This is a genomic window from Yersinia enterocolitica, assembly GCA_002082245.2.
GTDB lineage: Bacteria > Pseudomonadota > Gammaproteobacteria > Enterobacterales > Enterobacteriaceae > Yersinia > Yersinia enterocolitica_E.
This window is the reverse complement of record NBTC02000002.1, coordinates 1677552-1693498: the sequence shown is the minus strand read 5'-3', so window position 1 is coordinate 1693498 and position 15947 is coordinate 1677552. Positions and strand designations below refer to the sequence as shown.

Sequence of the window (15947 nt, the reverse complement as noted above, 5' to 3'; positions counted from 1 at the left end):
TCTCAATTTATTTATCCCCATGATTTCAAGACGTAAATGTGTTGGATGCGTTTATTTCTGCCTTCCTTCCTACATATTGAAACCTATAAGGTGTATTGAATTGCTTTCATTGTTACTGCTATGTGGAGCAAGGTTAGGCCATTAATGATTTATGGCCTAACCAATAATTTCTGAATGGTTCATGTTTTTCTATTCTTCAGCAAAGCTTCTTGACCAGTTCCATGCTGTTATTTTGCTTCGCAGGGTATTGTTTTTTATTTTTTCTATTTCATTGTCATTTATATAAAATGCATTACTCTTAAATGATTCTTCTAATGATTGCAACTTACCTTTTAGTGCTATTAAGTGGCTGTATTTTATTTCTTTATCATCTGATTGCTTTGAAATATTCATATAATACTCCATTTAAATAATTATCTTTGAATGTAATTAAGTACCAAAAAGATTCTTACTGTTTATTTGTAATTCTATTTTTGGAGTTTATCAATATTTTTATTTATAGATATGTTTGTATGGAATGTGATTAGCTATCATGTTTTTTTAATTTTTCGATTGTTAATTAGCTATAACTGTAACGGGAATAACTATGCATTTCTACGTTAAAATAAAAAAGCCCCGTAGGGCTTAAAATAGTTATAATTGATAGTCACGTTAATTACATCGATTACGGATGTAAGAATTCCGCATGGAAGCGTAAGTGATCTTCAATAAATGTGGCTATGGTGAAATAGCTATGGTCATAACCCGGTTGAATACGAAGTGTCAGTGGCCAATCGCGCTGTCGCGCCAATTCAGCTAATTTTGCCGGTTGTAACTGGTCAGCCAGAAACTGATCACCATCACCTTGATCTACCAGCATCGGCAGTTGGGTGTGCGCATGTGTAAGTAAGTGGCAACTATCATATTGCAACCACTGACTCTCATCGGTACCCAAATACGCAGTCAAGGCTTTGCGCCCCCAAGGCACCTGACACGGATTGACTATCGGCGCAAAGGCCGAAGCTGATTGGTATTGCTGCGGGTTACGCAGTGCTAGCATCAATGCCCCGTGCCCCCCCATTGAATGGCCACAGATAGACTGACGGTCACTCACTCTGAAATGTTGGGCGATCAAAGCCGGTAACTCTTGGCTGATATAATCATACATCTGAAAATGTTTAGACCAAGGGGCTTGTGTTGCGTTGAGGTAGAACCCCGCGCCTTGTCCTAAATCATAACCTTCGTCATTCGGCACATCATCGCCACGTGGGCTGGTATCCGGCATAACCAGTACCAGACCCAACTCAGCGGCCACCCGCTGAGCACCGGCTTTCAATGTAAAGTTTTCATCATTACAGGTCAGACCCGACAGCCAGTAAAGCACCGGTGGCGGGTTGTCATCCCGTAAGGGGGGCAGATAGATGCTGAAGGTCATATTGCAATTCAGGCTGCTGGCGGTGTGGCGATAGCGTTGCTGCCACCCGCCAAACATCCGGTGCTCTTCGAGAAGTTCAAGTGACGTATTCATGCGTTGCCTGCCTCCTTGCCTTATTTGTTTTGTGAAGAATCATTAAAATGGATCACGGTACGGATAGATTTACCTTCATGCATCAAATCGAAGGCTTCGTTGATTTGATCTAGCCCCATGGTATGGGTAATAAAATCATTCAGAGCGAATTTACCGTCCAGATATTGCTGCACGATGCCCGGTAACTCGGAGCGTCCTTTAACGCCACCAAATGCTGAGCCACGCCATACGCGGCCTGTGACCAATTGGAATGGACGAGTCGAAATCTCTTCACCGGCACCAGCAACACCAATGATGACTGATTCGCCCCAGCCTTTATGGCAGCACTCAAGCGCTGAGCGCATAACATTGACGTTACCAATACATTCAAAGGAGAAATCTACGCCGCCATCGGTCAGCTCGACGATCACATCCTGAATAGGTTTATCATAATCTTTCGGGTTAATCAGGTCTGTTGCGCCCAGTTTGCGGGCCAGCTCGAATTTACTGGTATTGAGATCAATACCAATGATGCGGCTAGCGCCAGCCATTTTCGCCCCAATCACTGCCGATAAACCAATGCCACCCAAGCCGAAGATGGCGACAGTGTCGCCCGGTTTGACTTTTGCTGTGTTCATCACAGCCCCCATGCCGGTGGTGACGCCACAACCGAGCAGACAAACTTCTTCTAATGGCGCTTCTTTATTGATTTTTGCCAGTGATATTTCCGGTACCACTGTCAGTTCAGAGAAGGTTGAAGTCCCCATGTAATGGAAGATCGGTTGGCCATTTTTAGAGAAACGAGTGGTGCCATCAGGCATCAAACCCTTGCCCTGAGTGCTGCGGATCGCCTGGCACAAATTGGTTTTACCGGAGCGGCAGAATTTACATTCACCGCATTCTGGAGTGTACAGCGGAATGACGTGATCACCCACTGCAACGCTGGTAACACCTTCGCCGATTGCTTCTACAATCCCACCACCTTCATGGCCGAGGATCACTGGGAATATCCCTTCGGGATCTTTGCCTGACAAGGTGTAGGCATCGGTGTGGCATACGCCACTGGCGACAATCCGTACCAGCACTTCGCCTTTCTGCGGTGGCATCAAATCAACTTCTTCAACCGATAGCGGCTGGTTTGGCCCCCATGCGACTGCGGCGCGAGTTTTAATCATCTGCATGGTGTTGCTCCTATAGCTTCTGTGTGGTGACTGTTATATAAATTAATTGTTTATGTGTCTAATATGTTGCATCTGGCTGTCTGGACGTAAGTCAACATGGTTTGTATAAATTATGGCCGATAAGCGGCAAGCCGTCAGATAAGTCACTGAATTTCAATCTGCTCGATAATCAGTTCTTTTAAGGTGCGGACATTGGGGCTAAAGGCATCTTTACGCCAGATAAGCCAAGTTGCGGTATCGGCAATATCAGCCGGTAAGGCATGAACTTGTACCCGTTCATGGCCCGGCAGTAGCGCCAATACGGAATGGGGTATCAATGCCAGCCCGGCACCACTGGCAACACAGGCCAGCATGGCATGGTAAGACTGGATTTCCATAATATGGCCCGGTAAGACACCGGCCTGACGGAACCAACTCTCCAGGCGCAAGCGGTAAGAGCAGCTGGGGCGAAAGGCAAACAGTGTCTCATCCACCGCATCGCGGGCTTGCATAATCGGAGGGTGGTCCAAACAAGAAATGATCACCAGTTGTTCGTCGAAAGAGCGACAACCGTGCAGTTCATCATGTTGAACTGGCCCATCAACGAGTGCTGCCGCCAGTGTTCCGGCCCGTACCTGTTCAATGATTTCACCCGATGTCCCGGTGATCAGCGATAAGGACACCTGTGGGTAGCGCTGATGATAGGCCGCCAGCAAATTAGGCAGACGGGTGGCAGCAGTGCTTTCCATCGAGCCTAACGGGAAATTACCCGCCGGTTCGCCAGCATGCGTAATGCGCATTGCCTCTTCGCTTAGCGCCAGGATCCGGTTGGCATAGCAGAGGAAGTTATGTCCCATCGGGGAGAGCCGCAGGCGCTGTTTTTCACGGATAAACAGGTCGGCACCCAGCTCAACTTCAAGTTGGCGCAGGCGGGTCGTCAAATTTGACGGGACGCGGTGCATCTGCTCCGCTGCCCGGGCAACGGAACCGGTTTCTGCTACACAGCAAAACATGCGTAGCTGGGTCAGGTCCATAGGTGTTCTCTTTTTGTGATGAACTTAGTTAGTATTATTCATTTTTTGTGATTCTAATGCTCAGGCATGATATTGGCAACTTTCTTTTAACCGTCTGGCAGGAATTATCTGTCAGCAAACAATGGGCAGGGCAGATGGCATTAAGAATTGCATTAAGTGGTTTTCTCGCGTTAGTGGTGGCGATGGGAATTGGCCGTTTTGCTTTTACGCCGCAAGTACCGCTAATGATCGCAGAGCATCAGTTCACCCTAACCGGTGCCGGGCTGGTGGCAGCCTTTAATTATCTGGGATACCTGTTTGGCGCTTTTGATGCTATGCGTGCCAGCCGCCATGTGGAGCGCCGTTTATGGCTCGGATTGTGGGGAGCGGTAACGCTTACGCTGCTATCCGCAGTAGTTGATGGGCCGTGGTGGCATGGCGTGGTACGTTTTGCCATTGGCTGGGCCAGTGGTTGGTCGATGGTACTTATCGCCGCCTGGACCAATGAACGTCTGGCCCACTTTGGCCGTCCGGCACTCAGTGCCGCAGTATTTGCCGGACCAGGCGCGGGCATATTCATCAGCGGTATGTTGGCAGTGGTTATTCATAGCTATGGCTTATCGGCCGCAGAAGCCTGGCTGGTCTATGGTGTATTGGCGTTAGTTATTATTGCCATGATCAGTATTAATCTGCCGCGAAGTGGGGAACTACATCGCCCGCATATCGCTGCGATTCCACTGACCTTAACGCCAGCACTCAAGCGCCTGGTGTGGAGCTACAGTCTGGCGGGATTCGGTTATATTCTGCCCGCAACATTTTTATCGCAAATGGCAGCAGCGCGCTTCCCAGATAGCCTGTTTGCCCAGTTTGTCTGGCCGGTGTTTGGTGGCGCGGCGGTGATAGGGATCACTATCGGTATTTTGACCCGCCATTGCCTGAGTTCGCAAACCCGCTTGGCATTAACACTCTGGGTACAGGCATTGGGGGTATTGTGCGCGGAGCTAGTGCCGGGAGTTAGTGGGTTGGCATTAGGGGCATTACTGACCGGTGGCGGTTTCCTGAGTGTGGTGCAACTTTCATTGCAGCATGGCCGGGAGCTGGCACCGCAACACACCCGCTATATGGCTGGTTTACTGACCACCGGTTATGCTATCGGACAACTGGTTGGCCCAATATTATCCGCTATCTCAACAACCTTGACTCACCGGTTAGAGCCTGCGCTGTACGTGGCAGTGGTGGCACTGTTCATTGCTGGAGGGTTGGTTATCAAAACGCCACGTCGCGCTCAGGAAACAGTTACCGGTTGATTTACGCTACAGTGGATGCACCAAATGCAACTATTTCATCATGATGTAAATAACGATTCGATATGAATAACAATCACTGGATAATCATTTTGCTCTCAACTAAAGTGGGGAGCAAAATCCGAACGTGATCTACATCATGTTTATACTGTTCGGATGTGTACGCCTGCTGGAGAAAAGAATGTCATCGCTAAGTAAAGAAGCTGAGTTGGTTCATGAGGCATTGCTGGCCCGTGGTCTTGAAACCCCGCTGCGCAAACAAGAGTTAGATGCCCAAACGCGTAAAACCAAGATTCAAGCGCATATGACTGAAGTCATGCAATTGCTGAATCTTGATTTGTCTGACGATAGTCTGGCGGATACGCCAAGACGTATTGCCAAAATGTATGTTGATGAGATTTTCTCTGGACTGGATTACGAAAATTTCCCCAAAATCACCCTGATTCAGAATAAAATGAAGGTCGATGAAATGGTCACGGTACGAGATATCACCCTGACCAGTACCTGCGAACATCATTTTGTCACTATTGATGGTAAAGCCACTGTCGCTTATATTCCCAAAGACAGTGTGATTGGTTTATCTAAAATCAACCGTATCGTGCAGTTCTTTGCTCAGCGCCCGCAAGTGCAAGAGCGGCTGACACAGCAAATCCTGTTGGCACTACAGACACTGTTAGGCACTAATAACGTCGCAGTTTCTATCGATGCGGTGCATTATTGCGTTAAAGCGCGCGGTATTCGTGATGCTACCAGTGCGACCACCACGACATCATTAGGCGGGTTATTCAAATCTAGCCAGAATACGCGCCAGGAATTCCTGCGTGCTGTTCGTCATAATAGCTAACGTCACAACGGCTAATTAGCCTTTTCCAGAGAGGGTACCAGTGGGTGCCCGTACACAGGATGTCGGGTATGCGTCAACGCATCGCAACGTTAGACAGTGCGCGAGGGCTGGCCATCCTTGGCATTCTGCTGCTTAATATCAGCGCCTTCGGTCTGTCAAAGGCTGCTTATCTTAATCCGGCCTATCTGGGCCTTCCTTCGCTATCCGATGCCTGGACTTGGGCCATTCTCGATATTGTGGCACAGGCCAAGTTCTTATCTATTTTCGCCATTCTGTTTGGTGCGGGCCTTGAGCTATTACTTAAACGCGGCAAGAGCTGGATTCGGGCGCGACTTTCCTTATTGCTATTACTGGGATTAATTCACGGTATCTTTTTCTGGGATGGAGACATTCTATTTGCTTATGGTTTGATCGGTCTGGTGTGTTGGCGAATGATTCGTGATGCCAAAGATGCCGCCAGTTTGTTGCGTACCGGTGCGGTGCTTTATTTAGTGGGTGTCGCGGTATTGCTGTTACTGGGGTTTATCACTAATGGCGAACCGGGGCGATTTTGGCAGCCGGGGCCTGCGGATCTGCAATATGAGCAATTTTGGAAGTTGCAGGGGGGCATGGAAGCCTGGAAGAATCGGTTAGATCTGTTGTCATCCAATTTGATTGCTATCGGCGCCCAATATGGCTGGGAGCTGGCTGGCTCGATGTTATTTGGTGCTGGGTTAATGCGTTCTGGCTGGCTACGCGGTGATTTTAGCTTGCGCCACTACCGTTTGCTTGCGGCATGTTTGATACCGCTTTCATTAGTTATCCAAATACCGGGGGTGGCACTGCAATGGGCAGTGGGCTGGGATTACCGTTGGAGCGGTTTTTTGTTGCAAGTTCCCCGTGAGTTAGGGGCTCCATTACAGGCTGTGGGCTATCTGGCTCTGCTGTATGGCTTCGGTCCCACAATATCCGGTTGGCGTGTCAATCATTGGTTGGCACAGGTAGGGCGCATGGCTCTGAGTAATTATTTACTGCAAACATTGATATGTACGTTGATTTTCTATCACTTCGGCTTATATCAACAGCTTGACCGCCTACAACTCCTCGCGATTGTTCCACTGGTCTGGCTGTGTAATATCCTATTCTCCCTGCTATGGCTGCATTACTTTGCCCAAGGGCCACTCGAGTGGTTATGGCGAAAATTGACCGCCTATGCTTGCGGTCAATCGTTACAACCACGCAACACTAAGCCCTGAATGCGTCTGTAAAGTAAAAATGATCGAGCGGGTTGCAAATTTGTATGTAAACGTTTTCTTTCTTGTGACGCATTTCACGTGGCAAATTCAACAAACTGGGTAGGATAAGCCACCTGCCATGCCCAGTTCACATCAACACGCGCATGGTTACTTATTCACAGGATAAGGTCATGGCTGCTCTGCATTCATCTGGAAATAGTATCACCATTCGTGATGTGGCCTCGCGGGCTGGCGTTTCGCTGGCTACGGTATCCCGTGTCCTCAATAACAGCGCTGCTATTCGGCCAGAAACGCGCGCCGCAGTGCTGAAAGCAGTGTCAGAACTGGGCTACCGCCCAAATGCTAATGCACAAAAACTGGCAACACAAAGTAGCGATACTGTCGGTGTGGTGGTGATGGATGTCTCTGATCCCTTTTTTGGTGCCTTGGTGAAAGCGGTAGACACCGTAGCCCAACGACATCAAAAATATCTGTTGATTGGTAATAGCTACCACCAGGCCGATAAAGAGCGTCATGCCATTGAAGTGCTACTGCGTCAACGCTGTAATTCATTGGTTGTTCACGCTAAGGCATTGAGTGACGGTGAGTTAATCGCTTTTTTAGACCAGGTTCCAGGTATGGTTCTGATTAATAGGATTATTCCTGGGTTTGAGCACCGTTGTATAGGATTAGACAATGTTAGCGGTGCGCAAATGGCATGCCGTTTACTGCTTAAACAAGGGCACCAACGTATCGGTTTTCTCGGTTCCAACCACCCCATTGATGATGTTATCCAGCGTCAAACGGGTTACCTAAATGCGCTTGAGACCGCCGGTATCACTGCTCCTGACAGTTGGCGAGCATTTGGTACTCCTGATCTGGCTGGGGGGGAGCGTGCCATGATTGACTTGCTGGGGCGCAATTTACAGCTCAGTGCGGTGTTTGCCTATAACGACTCAATGGCTGCTGGTGCGCTGGCGGTGTTGAAAGAAAACGGTATCAGTGTCCCTGAGCAGTTTTCGCTGGTGGGCTTTGATGATATCCCTATTGCCCGCTATACCAGCCCCAAATTGACCACAGTTCGTTATCCTATTGTTTCTATGGCAACTTTGGCCACGGAACTGGCACTTGAAGGGGCCTGTCGCTCGCCAGACCCGCACGCGGCTTATTGTTTTAAACCCACATTGGTGCCGCGTCATTCTGTCGCAATTTGTGGGGTCGCTCACTAGTTCGGTATTTATTCTTGTGTAACCGTTTTCAATCTGTGAGAAAATTCACAGATTCTTAACAACGGCCCGTCTATGCTCTAGTTGTTTTCTACCTGAATGTATCAAGATGTCATCGGTTACCGGATAAAAAACACACGGTAGCGGGTTTTAGAATAGTAATTTACAAACACACGTTCCGCAGATGTTGAGTTTGTAAGTGGCATGGTTTTTGACGACTCAGGCGGCTTTCTCGGAGTGGAGTGCGCTCAAGGACGATAGATATTCAGTGTCAGCAGCTTTGAACGATGGGTCTTTCTCACGTTAAGGCGACGGTGTTATCACCCTGTACTACCCTACATAAACCCGGAGATACAAATGAATAAGAAGGTTTTCACATTAGCGACCCTGGTTGCCAGCATGATGTTTGGCGCGGCTGCTCAAGCTGATACCCGTATTGGTGTCACTATTTATAAATATGATGACAACTTTATGTCCGTGGTCCGTAAAGCTATCGAGAAAGATGCTAAAGCATCTCCTGACGTTACCTTACTGATGAATGACTCCCAAAATGACCAGTCCAAGCAAAACGATCAAATTGACGTATTGCTGGCTAAAGGTGTGAAAGGGCTGGCCATTAACTTGGTTGACCCAGCAGCAGCACCGGTTGTTATTGATAAAGCCCGCGGCAGCGATATTCCGATTGTGTTTTATAACAAAGAACCTTCACGTAAGGCATTGGATAGCTACGATAAAGCTTACTATGTAGGGACTGACTCTAAAGAGTCTGGTGTTATTCAGGGTGAGTTGATCGCGAAACACTGGAAAGCCAACCCAGCATGGGATCTGAACAAAGATGGCAAAATCCAATTTGTGCTGCTGAAAGGCGAACCGGGCCATCCAGACGCTGAAGCACGTACAACTTATGTCATTAAAACGTTGAATGACAAAGGTATTCCGACTCAACAATTGCAGTTAGATACTGCAATGTGGGATACCGCGCAAGCTAAAGATAAAATGGATGCCTGGTTATCTGGCCCTAACGCCAACAAGATCGAAGTGGTTATTGCTAACAACGATGCGATGGCGATGGGTGCAGTAGAAGCCTTGAAAGCCCATAACAAAACCAGTATTCCAGTGTTTGGTGTTGATGCCTTGCCAGAAGCGTTAGCTCTGGTGAAATCAGGTCAAATGGCCGGTACCGTGTTGAACGATGCCAACAATCAGGCTAAAGCAACTTTCGATTTAGTTAAAAATCTGGCTGCCGGTAAACCTGCTGCTGAAGGGACTAACTGGAAAATCGAAAACAAAATTGTACGTATTCCGTATGTAGGCGTTGATAAAGATAACTTGGCTGAATTTACTAAATAACAGCCTGTCGTAATAGGTGGTGCCCAAAGCCGTGTCAGTGCTAAGGGTAAAGCAGTAATTATTAACCTTCTGGCCCCGATATTGGGTAACCAGCATTGGGGCGGAAGGTTTTTTGCATTGATCCTTATTTTGAATATGCACTTATCGGCGGATAGGGTATTTATCTCGCAGGTGAGTAGCAATTCTTAGCCAGGTATAACTATGGCCGATATTAATACAGCACAACCCCGCGAGTGGTTGCTGGAAATGAGTAATATCAATAAATCATTTCCGGGTGTAAAGGCGTTAGATAACGTAAATCTTAAAGTGCGGCCAAGTTCGATCCATGCATTAATGGGAGAAAATGGTGCAGGTAAGTCAACGCTATTAAAATGTCTGTTTGGTATCTATAAAAAAGACTCCGGGAGTATTCTCTTTCAGGGGCAAGAAATAGAATTTAAAAGCTCTAAAGAAGCATTAGAGCACGGTGTCTCTATGGTTCATCAGGAATTAAACCTGGTGTTACAACGAACAGTGATGGACAACATGTGGCTGGGGCGTTACCCAACCAAAGGCTTTTTTGTCGATCAAGATAAAATGTACAAAGATACCAAAGCTATCTTTGATGAGTTGGATATTGATATTGATCCCCGCGATAAAGTCGCAACATTATCAGTATCTCAAATGCAAATGATCGAGATTGCCAAGGCGTTCTCTTATAACGCTAAAATCGTCATTATGGATGAGCCGACCTCTTCATTAACCGAGAAAGAGGTTAATCATCTATTTACGATTATTCGTAAATTGAAAGAGCGCGGTTGTGGCATTGTTTATATCTCTCACAAGATGGAGGAAATATTCCAACTGTGTGATGAAATCACTATTTTACGTGATGGTCAGTGGATTACTACCCAGCCGCTGGAAGGGCTGACCATGGATCAGATAATCTCAATGATGGTGGGGCGCTCACTGAGTCAGCGTTTCCCTGATCGCCTGAATAAGCCGGGTGAAGTCATTCTGGAAGTGAAAAATCTGACCTCGCTGCGCCAACCCTCGATCCGTGATGTCTCCTTTGATTTGCATAAAGGTGAGATTTTGGGGATTGCCGGCTTGGTTGGGGCCAAGCGCACCGATATTGTTGAAACCTTATTTGGTATCCGCGAAAAAGTGGCCGGGACCATTAAGCTACATGGCAAAAGTATTAATAACCATAGTGCCAATGAAGCCATTAATCATGGGTTTGCACTGGTAACTGAAGAACGCCGCTCAACCGGGATTTACGCCTATCTCGATGTGGGGTTTAATTCCCTGATTGCTAATATCCGTAACTATAAAAATAAATTTGGGCTGTTAGATAATACGCGCATGAAAAGCGACACCCAATGGGTTATCGATGCGATGCGGGTAAAAACACCGGGTCACCGTACCAATATTGGCTCTTTATCCGGTGGTAATCAGCAGAAAGTAATTATTGGCCGTTGGCTACTGACTCAACCAGAAATATTAATGTTGGATGAGCCGACTCGAGGTATTGATGTCGGTGCTAAGTTTGAAATCTATCAGTTAATGACTGAATTAGCGAAGAAAGACAAAGGGATTATTATTATCTCTTCTGAAATGCCTGAGCTATTAGGGATCACTGACAGAATTTTAGTAATGAGTAATGGTCAGGTTGCGGGAATTGTTGATACTAAGCAAACCACGCAAAATGAAATATTACGTCTTGCATCCTTGCATCTCTAATCTAGTCGAAGGTTCTTATTATGAATGCGTTAAATAAGAAAAGTATGCTCACTTACCTTAAAGAGAGCGGGATTTATGTGGTGTTGTTCGTATTACTGGCAATTATTATTGTTAAGGACCCGACGTTTTTAAGTCTGATGAACTTAAGTAACATTCTGACCCAATCATCGGTGCGTATTATTATCGCACTGGGCGTGGCGGGGCTGATTGTTACCCAAGGGACCGACCTGTCAGCCGGCCGTCAGGTAGGCTTGGCGGCGGTAGTTGCGGCAACCATGTTGCAAGCAATGGATAACGTTAATAAAGTTTTCCCTGATTTGCACACTGTACCGATTCCGATTGTTATCTTAACCGTCTGTCTGATTGGTGCGATTATTGGTTTGGTCAACGGTATTATCATTGCTTACCTGAATGTGACACCATTTATTACCACATTAGGTACTATGATTATCGTCTACGGGATTAACTCTCTGTATTACGATTTCGTTGGCGCATCACCGATTGCAGGTTTTGATCCGGCATTCTCAACCTTTGCTCAAGGGTTCTTACGATTTGGTGATTTCAAACTGTCTTATATTACCTTCTATGCTTTGATTGCTATCGGCTTTGTCTGGGTGCTGTGGAATAAAACTCGCTTTGGTAAGAATATTTTTGCCATCGGCGGTAACCCGGAAGCGGCAAAAGTTTCTGGTGTGAATGTGCCACTAAACTTGATCATGATCTATGCCTTGTCCGGTGTGTTCTATGCTTTCGGCGGTATGTTGGAAGCAGGCCGTATCGGTAGTGCGACTAACAACCTTGGCTTTATGTACGAGTTGGATGCGATTGCCGCCTGTGTGGTGGGCGGTGTGTCCTTTAGTGGTGGTGTTGGTACCGTTATCGGCGTAGTGACAGGGGTAATTATCTTTACCGTTATTAACTACGGATTAACTTATATCGGTGTGAACCCTTATTGGCAGTATATTATTAAAGGTGCGATCATTATCTTTGCCGTCGCATTAGACTCACTGAAATACGCTAAGAAGAAATAATCGGTTATTGTGAATTAACGTAACAGCCAGTCAGGGGTAAACCCGACTGGCTGTTCTGTTATGGGTGTCACTTTTATTCACGTCATTTCGTCAAATTTGTCGATATCAATGGCGCTATTGACTCAATGAGCTGGATTGCGCAGATAAATAATCCAATAGGTCAGGCCAACCAATAACCCACCACCAATAATATTGCCGATAGTCACCGGGATTAGATTATCGATAATAAAGTTATTTAGGGTCAGCGCAGAAAATTGATCCGGGGTAGCATTAATTGATAGCCAGAACCCCGGTGATGCATAATCGCGGATGACAATAGCTAATGGGATCAAAAACATATTGGCAATGCTGTGTTCAAAACCGCTGGCGACAAACATGCCGATAGGCAGTAACATCACCACAATTTTATCCGTCAAAGTATGGCCGGAATAGCTCATCCATACTGCCAGACAGACCATTAGATTAGCCAGAATCCCCAAACACACCGCTTCTACAAACGTATGATGCAATTTGTGTTCGGCAGTTTGCAACACATTCAAGCCCCATAAACCATTTGCCGCCGTATGCTGACCGGCAAACCAAATCAATGCCACAAAGAACAGTGCACCAATAAGATTACCGAAATAGACATTCACCCAATTACAGATTAATTGCCGCCAACTGATTTTGCCACTGGCTTTAGCCACCACAATGAGTACTGTGGATGTGAATAAATCAGCCCCACAGATAATCACTAAAATCAGGCCAAGAGAGAAACACAGGCCGCCTACCAACTTTGCTAACCCAAATGCCACCACGCCAGCAGTGCCGGTTGTTGCAGTAATGTAGAAGACAAAAGCGATAGAGATGAATACACCGGCAGTCATGGCTAAATAAAAGGTGGTGGCCGGATTCTTAGTGGCTTTATATATACCGACTTGCTCTGCCAGTTTTGCCATATCAATCGGAAGCCGCAGATCAAAGGGATTTTCAATGCTCATTGATAACTCCTTACTTATTATTTTATCGGTGTAGGGGAATGAAAACTAAATATTAATAAATTATTTTCCTGACCTAAATGTAATGCATTTTTCATACCAGGCATTCATTGAGCGGTTTTTACTGTTGCATTTTGTATTTTTCCTAAAATTGCTTTTTTTCGAATCAGATATTAATACGTATCTTTTATTTCGATATGTATTTATTTATATAGCGCCAGTTGTGATTTGATACTCCATATGTGGTGAGTATCACATGTAACCTAATGTTTTTATTTATCTTACGATGAAAATGAGACGTAATTTCAACTGATTGGTAAGATGGATAAATTGCGGAGAAATAGTTTGTTAACCCAGATCAAGCTTATCGGCTGTTGATATATATTTGTTCAGTTTAATACCTTAAAGTAGTGATCATTTTTCTGGGCTTAATAACGACGTTTATGGATAGAGCAAAAAAACTACCCCGTCCCACATTGGCTCAAGTTTGGCAAGATACACTGTTCACGGTATCAAAAAAGTTATTATTGCTACGGGATATAACCGATTTAGTGAATGAACTCAGAAAGCTCTCTTTTTCTGTGGTGCGTTTTCAGCGGGTCAATTTATTATTGCTTAACCCTCTTTATAACCAAAATACCCTTTATACCCATGACGATGCGACCAACAGGGTGCAGGGATCGCAAAATATCTTGTTTGCCGAAGGCCCCGGTGGCTTAGCCTGGCAGCAGCAGACGCCTTTGCAGACTGACCATCGCCGTATGCAAAGGGAGTTTTCTGCTGTTTGTGATTTGATTCCCTATCAGGAATTGCACTCTGGCTGCCATTTTCCCTTGGGCCATGACAATCATTGGTCAGGCTGTATTGAATTTATTAAAACTGATGACAGTGAGTTTGATGAACAAGCAGTTACTTTTCTGGGGTTACTGGCAGATGTAGTGGCAATTGCCGTTGATAATATTGCTGAGATTAATCGGGCATTTTCTGAGCGTGAAAAACTGCGCTTTGAGCGCGACCATTATCGGATTTTAGTGGATGTGACCAATACGGTTATTTCTAAGCTGGAATTGGATGTATTAGCGGCAGAGGTTTCAAAAGAGATACATCGATTTTTTAATATTGATTACATTAGCTTAGCGCTCTGTGGTACCCATAAGGATAAAAATAAGTTAAATGTATTCTCTACCCGCTACCAGAGTGGTAAGGCCGTACAGTATCAGCAGGCATGGGTGGATATTACCGGCACTTTGGCTGGGCAGGTTTTACAGAGCAAAGCGTTATTGTTGGTTAATTTGGCTGATATCTCTCTTTTAGCACCGGATGATAAGCAACTGGCAAATATGCTGGATGAAGGGTTACAAGTTGTTTGCCTGTTGCCGCTTTTTTTCGGTCACAAAATGTTAGGTGTTTTGAAACTGGCACAATGTCAGAGTGATATTTTCACTGATAGCAATGTAAAACTGTTGCGCCAAATTGCAGCTCGTATTGCCATTGCGGTTGATAACGCGCTGGCCTACAACGAAATTACCCGCCTAAAAGATTCGTTGGTAAATGAAAATCTCTATCTAACGGACCAGATTATTCATAATGAAGAGTTTGGCGAGATAATCGGTAATAGTGCAGGGATTAAAGCAGTACTGGAACAAGTTGAGATGGTGGCTTCCAGTGATTGTACCGTATTGATCCTGGGGGAAACCGGCACCGGCAAAGAGCTGATTGCCCGGGCTATTCATAATTTGAGTACCCGCAAGAATAAACGCATGGTGAAAATGAACTGTGCAGCCATTCCATCGGGATTGATGGAAAGTGATCTGTTCGGTCATGAGAAGGGGGCTTATACCGGTGCATCATCACAGCGTATTGGCCGGTTTGAAATGGCTGACGGCGGCACACTATTTCTTGATGAAGTGGGCGATATTCCTCTGGAACTACAGCCTAAATTATTACGTGTATTGCAAGAGCGGGAAATAGAACGCCTTGGCGGCAGTAAAATTATTCCGGTGGATGTTCGCCTGATTGCTGCGACCAATCGTGATTTAAAATTGATGATGGTGAATCGCGAATACCGCAGCGACCTTTATTATCGTCTTAATGTTTTTCCGATTGTGATCCCTCCGCTGCGTGAGCGGCCGGAAGATATACCGTTGCTGGTGAAATTCTTTACTCAGAAAATAGCCAAACGGATGAATCGCACTATCGACACAATTCCTGGTGAAACATTACGTTTGCTTAGCCGTTTACCGTGGCCAGGCAATATTCGTGAATTGGAAAATGTTATTGAGCGGGCGGTCATCCTTAGCCGTGGTACTACGCTGAATTTGCAGTTACAAGAGCTGGAATATCATCTGTCACCGCTAGAGGTTACTAAACCTGTGGCAGAAAGGGTTGTGCATAAAACCTTATTACCTGAAAGTGAAGAGCCAGAATCTTCAGAGTCTGAGCGCGCGCGAATTATTCGAGTATTACGCGAAACCAACGGCGTGGTTGCTGGGCCAAAAGGGGCTGCCATTAAGTTAGGGCTAAAACGCACCACCTTGTTATCCCGTATGCAGCGGTTAGGAATATCAGTAAAAAGTATCGAAGATGAAGATGGGATGGATTAACTCATTTATTTGCTTCG

Annotated in this window: 13 protein-coding genes; 8 read left to right on the top strand and 5 right to left on the bottom strand. The window is 45.9% G+C overall.

Translation table 11 applies throughout. The features are described from left to right. Window positions 1–189: 189 nt before the first annotated feature. From A6J66_009160 to A6J66_009145, 4 genes are all read right to left on the bottom strand, one after another. Window positions 190–393, bottom strand: a complete 204-nt coding sequence (locus A6J66_009160) for a hypothetical protein (protein ID PNM24347.1) — start codon at window positions 391–393, stop codon at window positions 190–192. A gap of 271 nt (window positions 394–664) precedes the next feature. Next, complete coding sequence (fghA, locus tag A6J66_009155) at window positions 665–1507, bottom strand: S-formylglutathione hydrolase (protein ID PNM24346.1); 843 nt, start codon at window positions 1505–1507, stop codon at window positions 665–667. Window positions 1508–1527: 20 nt separating this feature from the next. Beyond that, complete coding sequence (locus tag A6J66_009150; protein ID PNM26956.1) at window positions 1528–2661, bottom strand: S-(hydroxymethyl)glutathione dehydrogenase/class III alcohol dehydrogenase; 1134 nt, start codon at window positions 2659–2661, stop codon at window positions 1528–1530. 149 nt (window positions 2662–2810) lie between these two features. After that, complete coding sequence (locus A6J66_009145) at window positions 2811–3680, bottom strand: LysR family transcriptional regulator (GenBank protein PNM24345.1); 870 nt, start codon at window positions 3678–3680, stop codon at window positions 2811–2813. A 134-nt stretch (window positions 3681–3814) separates the two neighbouring features. Here A6J66_009145 and A6J66_009140 point away from each other — a divergent pair, with 134 nt between their 5' ends. The 7 genes from A6J66_009140 (at window position 3815) to A6J66_009110 (ending at window position 12350) form a co-directional block, all read left to right on the top strand. Next, window positions 3815–4966 carry an MFS transporter gene (locus A6J66_009140; protein ID PNM26955.1) on the top strand — a complete coding sequence of 384 codons (1152 nt, stop codon included), beginning with the start codon at window positions 3815–3817 and terminating at the stop codon, window positions 4964–4966. A 178-nt stretch (window positions 4967–5144) separates the two neighbouring features. After that, a complete protein-coding gene (locus A6J66_009135) occupies window positions 5145–5807 on the top strand; it encodes a GTP cyclohydrolase I FolE (GenBank protein PNM24344.1) in 663 nt (220 codons plus the stop codon). 68 nt (window positions 5808–5875) lie between these two features. Next, window positions 5876–7042 carry a DUF418 family protein gene (locus tag A6J66_009130; protein ID PNM24343.1) on the top strand — a complete coding sequence of 389 codons (1167 nt, stop codon included), beginning with the start codon at window positions 5876–5878 and terminating at the stop codon, window positions 7040–7042. A gap of 170 nt (window positions 7043–7212) precedes the next feature. Beyond that, a complete protein-coding gene (locus A6J66_009125) occupies window positions 7213–8250 on the top strand; it encodes an HTH-type transcriptional regulator GalS (GenBank protein PNM24342.1) in 1038 nt (345 codons plus the stop codon). 354 nt (window positions 8251–8604) lie between these two features. Beyond that, window positions 8605–9597, top strand: a complete 993-nt coding sequence (locus A6J66_009120) for a galactose/glucose ABC transporter substrate-binding protein MglB (GenBank protein PNM24341.1) — start codon at window positions 8605–8607, stop codon at window positions 9595–9597. Window positions 9598–9798: 201 nt separating this feature from the next. After that, complete coding sequence (locus A6J66_009115) at window positions 9799–11319, top strand: galactose/methyl galactoside ABC transporter ATP-binding protein MglA (protein ID PNM24340.1); 1521 nt, start codon at window positions 9799–9801, stop codon at window positions 11317–11319. A gap of 20 nt (window positions 11320–11339) precedes the next feature. Further along, window positions 11340–12350 carry a galactose/methyl galactoside ABC transporter permease MglC gene (locus A6J66_009110; protein PNM24339.1) on the top strand — a complete coding sequence of 337 codons (1011 nt, stop codon included), beginning with the start codon at window positions 11340–11342 and terminating at the stop codon, window positions 12348–12350. 122 nt (window positions 12351–12472) lie between these two features. Here A6J66_009110 and A6J66_009105 read toward each other — a convergent pair whose 3' ends face one another. Next, window positions 12473–13330: a formate transporter FocA gene (locus A6J66_009105; GenBank protein PNM24338.1), complete on the bottom strand. Its 858-nt coding sequence runs from the start codon at window positions 13328–13330 to the stop codon at window positions 12473–12475. A 440-nt stretch (window positions 13331–13770) separates the two neighbouring features. Between A6J66_009105 and A6J66_009100 the strand changes: the two genes are divergently transcribed. Further along, a complete protein-coding gene (locus A6J66_009100) occupies window positions 13771–15930 on the top strand; it encodes a formate hydrogenlyase transcriptional activator FlhA (GenBank protein PNM24337.1) in 2160 nt (719 codons plus the stop codon). The last annotated feature ends 17 nt before the right edge of the window (window positions 15931–15947 follow it).

Excerpts from the sequence above, each read along its gene's own strand:
- A6J66_009105 (PNM24338.1), bottom strand. The coding sequence starts at position 13,330 with ATGAGCATTGAAAATCCCTTTGATCTGCGGCTTCCGATTGATATGGCA.
- A6J66_009140 (PNM26955.1), top strand. The coding sequence starts at position 3,815 with ATGGCATTAAGAATTGCATTAAGTGGTTTTCTCGCGTTAGTGGTGGCG.
- A6J66_009100 (PNM24337.1), top strand. The coding sequence starts at position 13,771 with ATGGATAGAGCAAAAAAACTACCCCGTCCCACATTGGCTCAAGTTTGG.
- A6J66_009110 (PNM24339.1), top strand. The coding sequence starts at position 11,340 with ATGAATGCGTTAAATAAGAAAAGTATGCTCACTTACCTTAAAGAGAGC.
- A6J66_009160 (PNM24347.1), bottom strand. The coding sequence starts at position 393 with ATGAATATTTCAAAGCAATCAGATGATAAAGAAATAAAATACAGCCAC.
- A6J66_009125 (PNM24342.1), top strand. The coding sequence starts at position 7,213 with ATGGCTGCTCTGCATTCATCTGGAAATAGTATCACCATTCGTGATGTG.
- A6J66_009135 (PNM24344.1), top strand. The coding sequence starts at position 5,145 with ATGTCATCGCTAAGTAAAGAAGCTGAGTTGGTTCATGAGGCATTGCTG.
- A6J66_009130 (PNM24343.1), top strand. The coding sequence starts at position 5,876 with ATGCGTCAACGCATCGCAACGTTAGACAGTGCGCGAGGGCTGGCCATC.
- A6J66_009145 (PNM24345.1), bottom strand. The coding sequence starts at position 3,680 with ATGGACCTGACCCAGCTACGCATGTTTTGCTGTGTAGCAGAAACCGGT.
- A6J66_009115 (PNM24340.1), top strand. The coding sequence starts at position 9,799 with ATGGCCGATATTAATACAGCACAACCCCGCGAGTGGTTGCTGGAAATG.
- fghA (PNM24346.1), bottom strand. The coding sequence starts at position 1,507 with ATGAATACGTCACTTGAACTTCTCGAAGAGCACCGGATGTTTGGCGGG.
- A6J66_009150 (PNM26956.1), bottom strand. The coding sequence starts at position 2,661 with ATGATTAAAACTCGCGCCGCAGTCGCATGGGGGCCAAACCAGCCGCTA.
- A6J66_009120 (PNM24341.1), top strand. The coding sequence starts at position 8,605 with ATGAATAAGAAGGTTTTCACATTAGCGACCCTGGTTGCCAGCATGATG.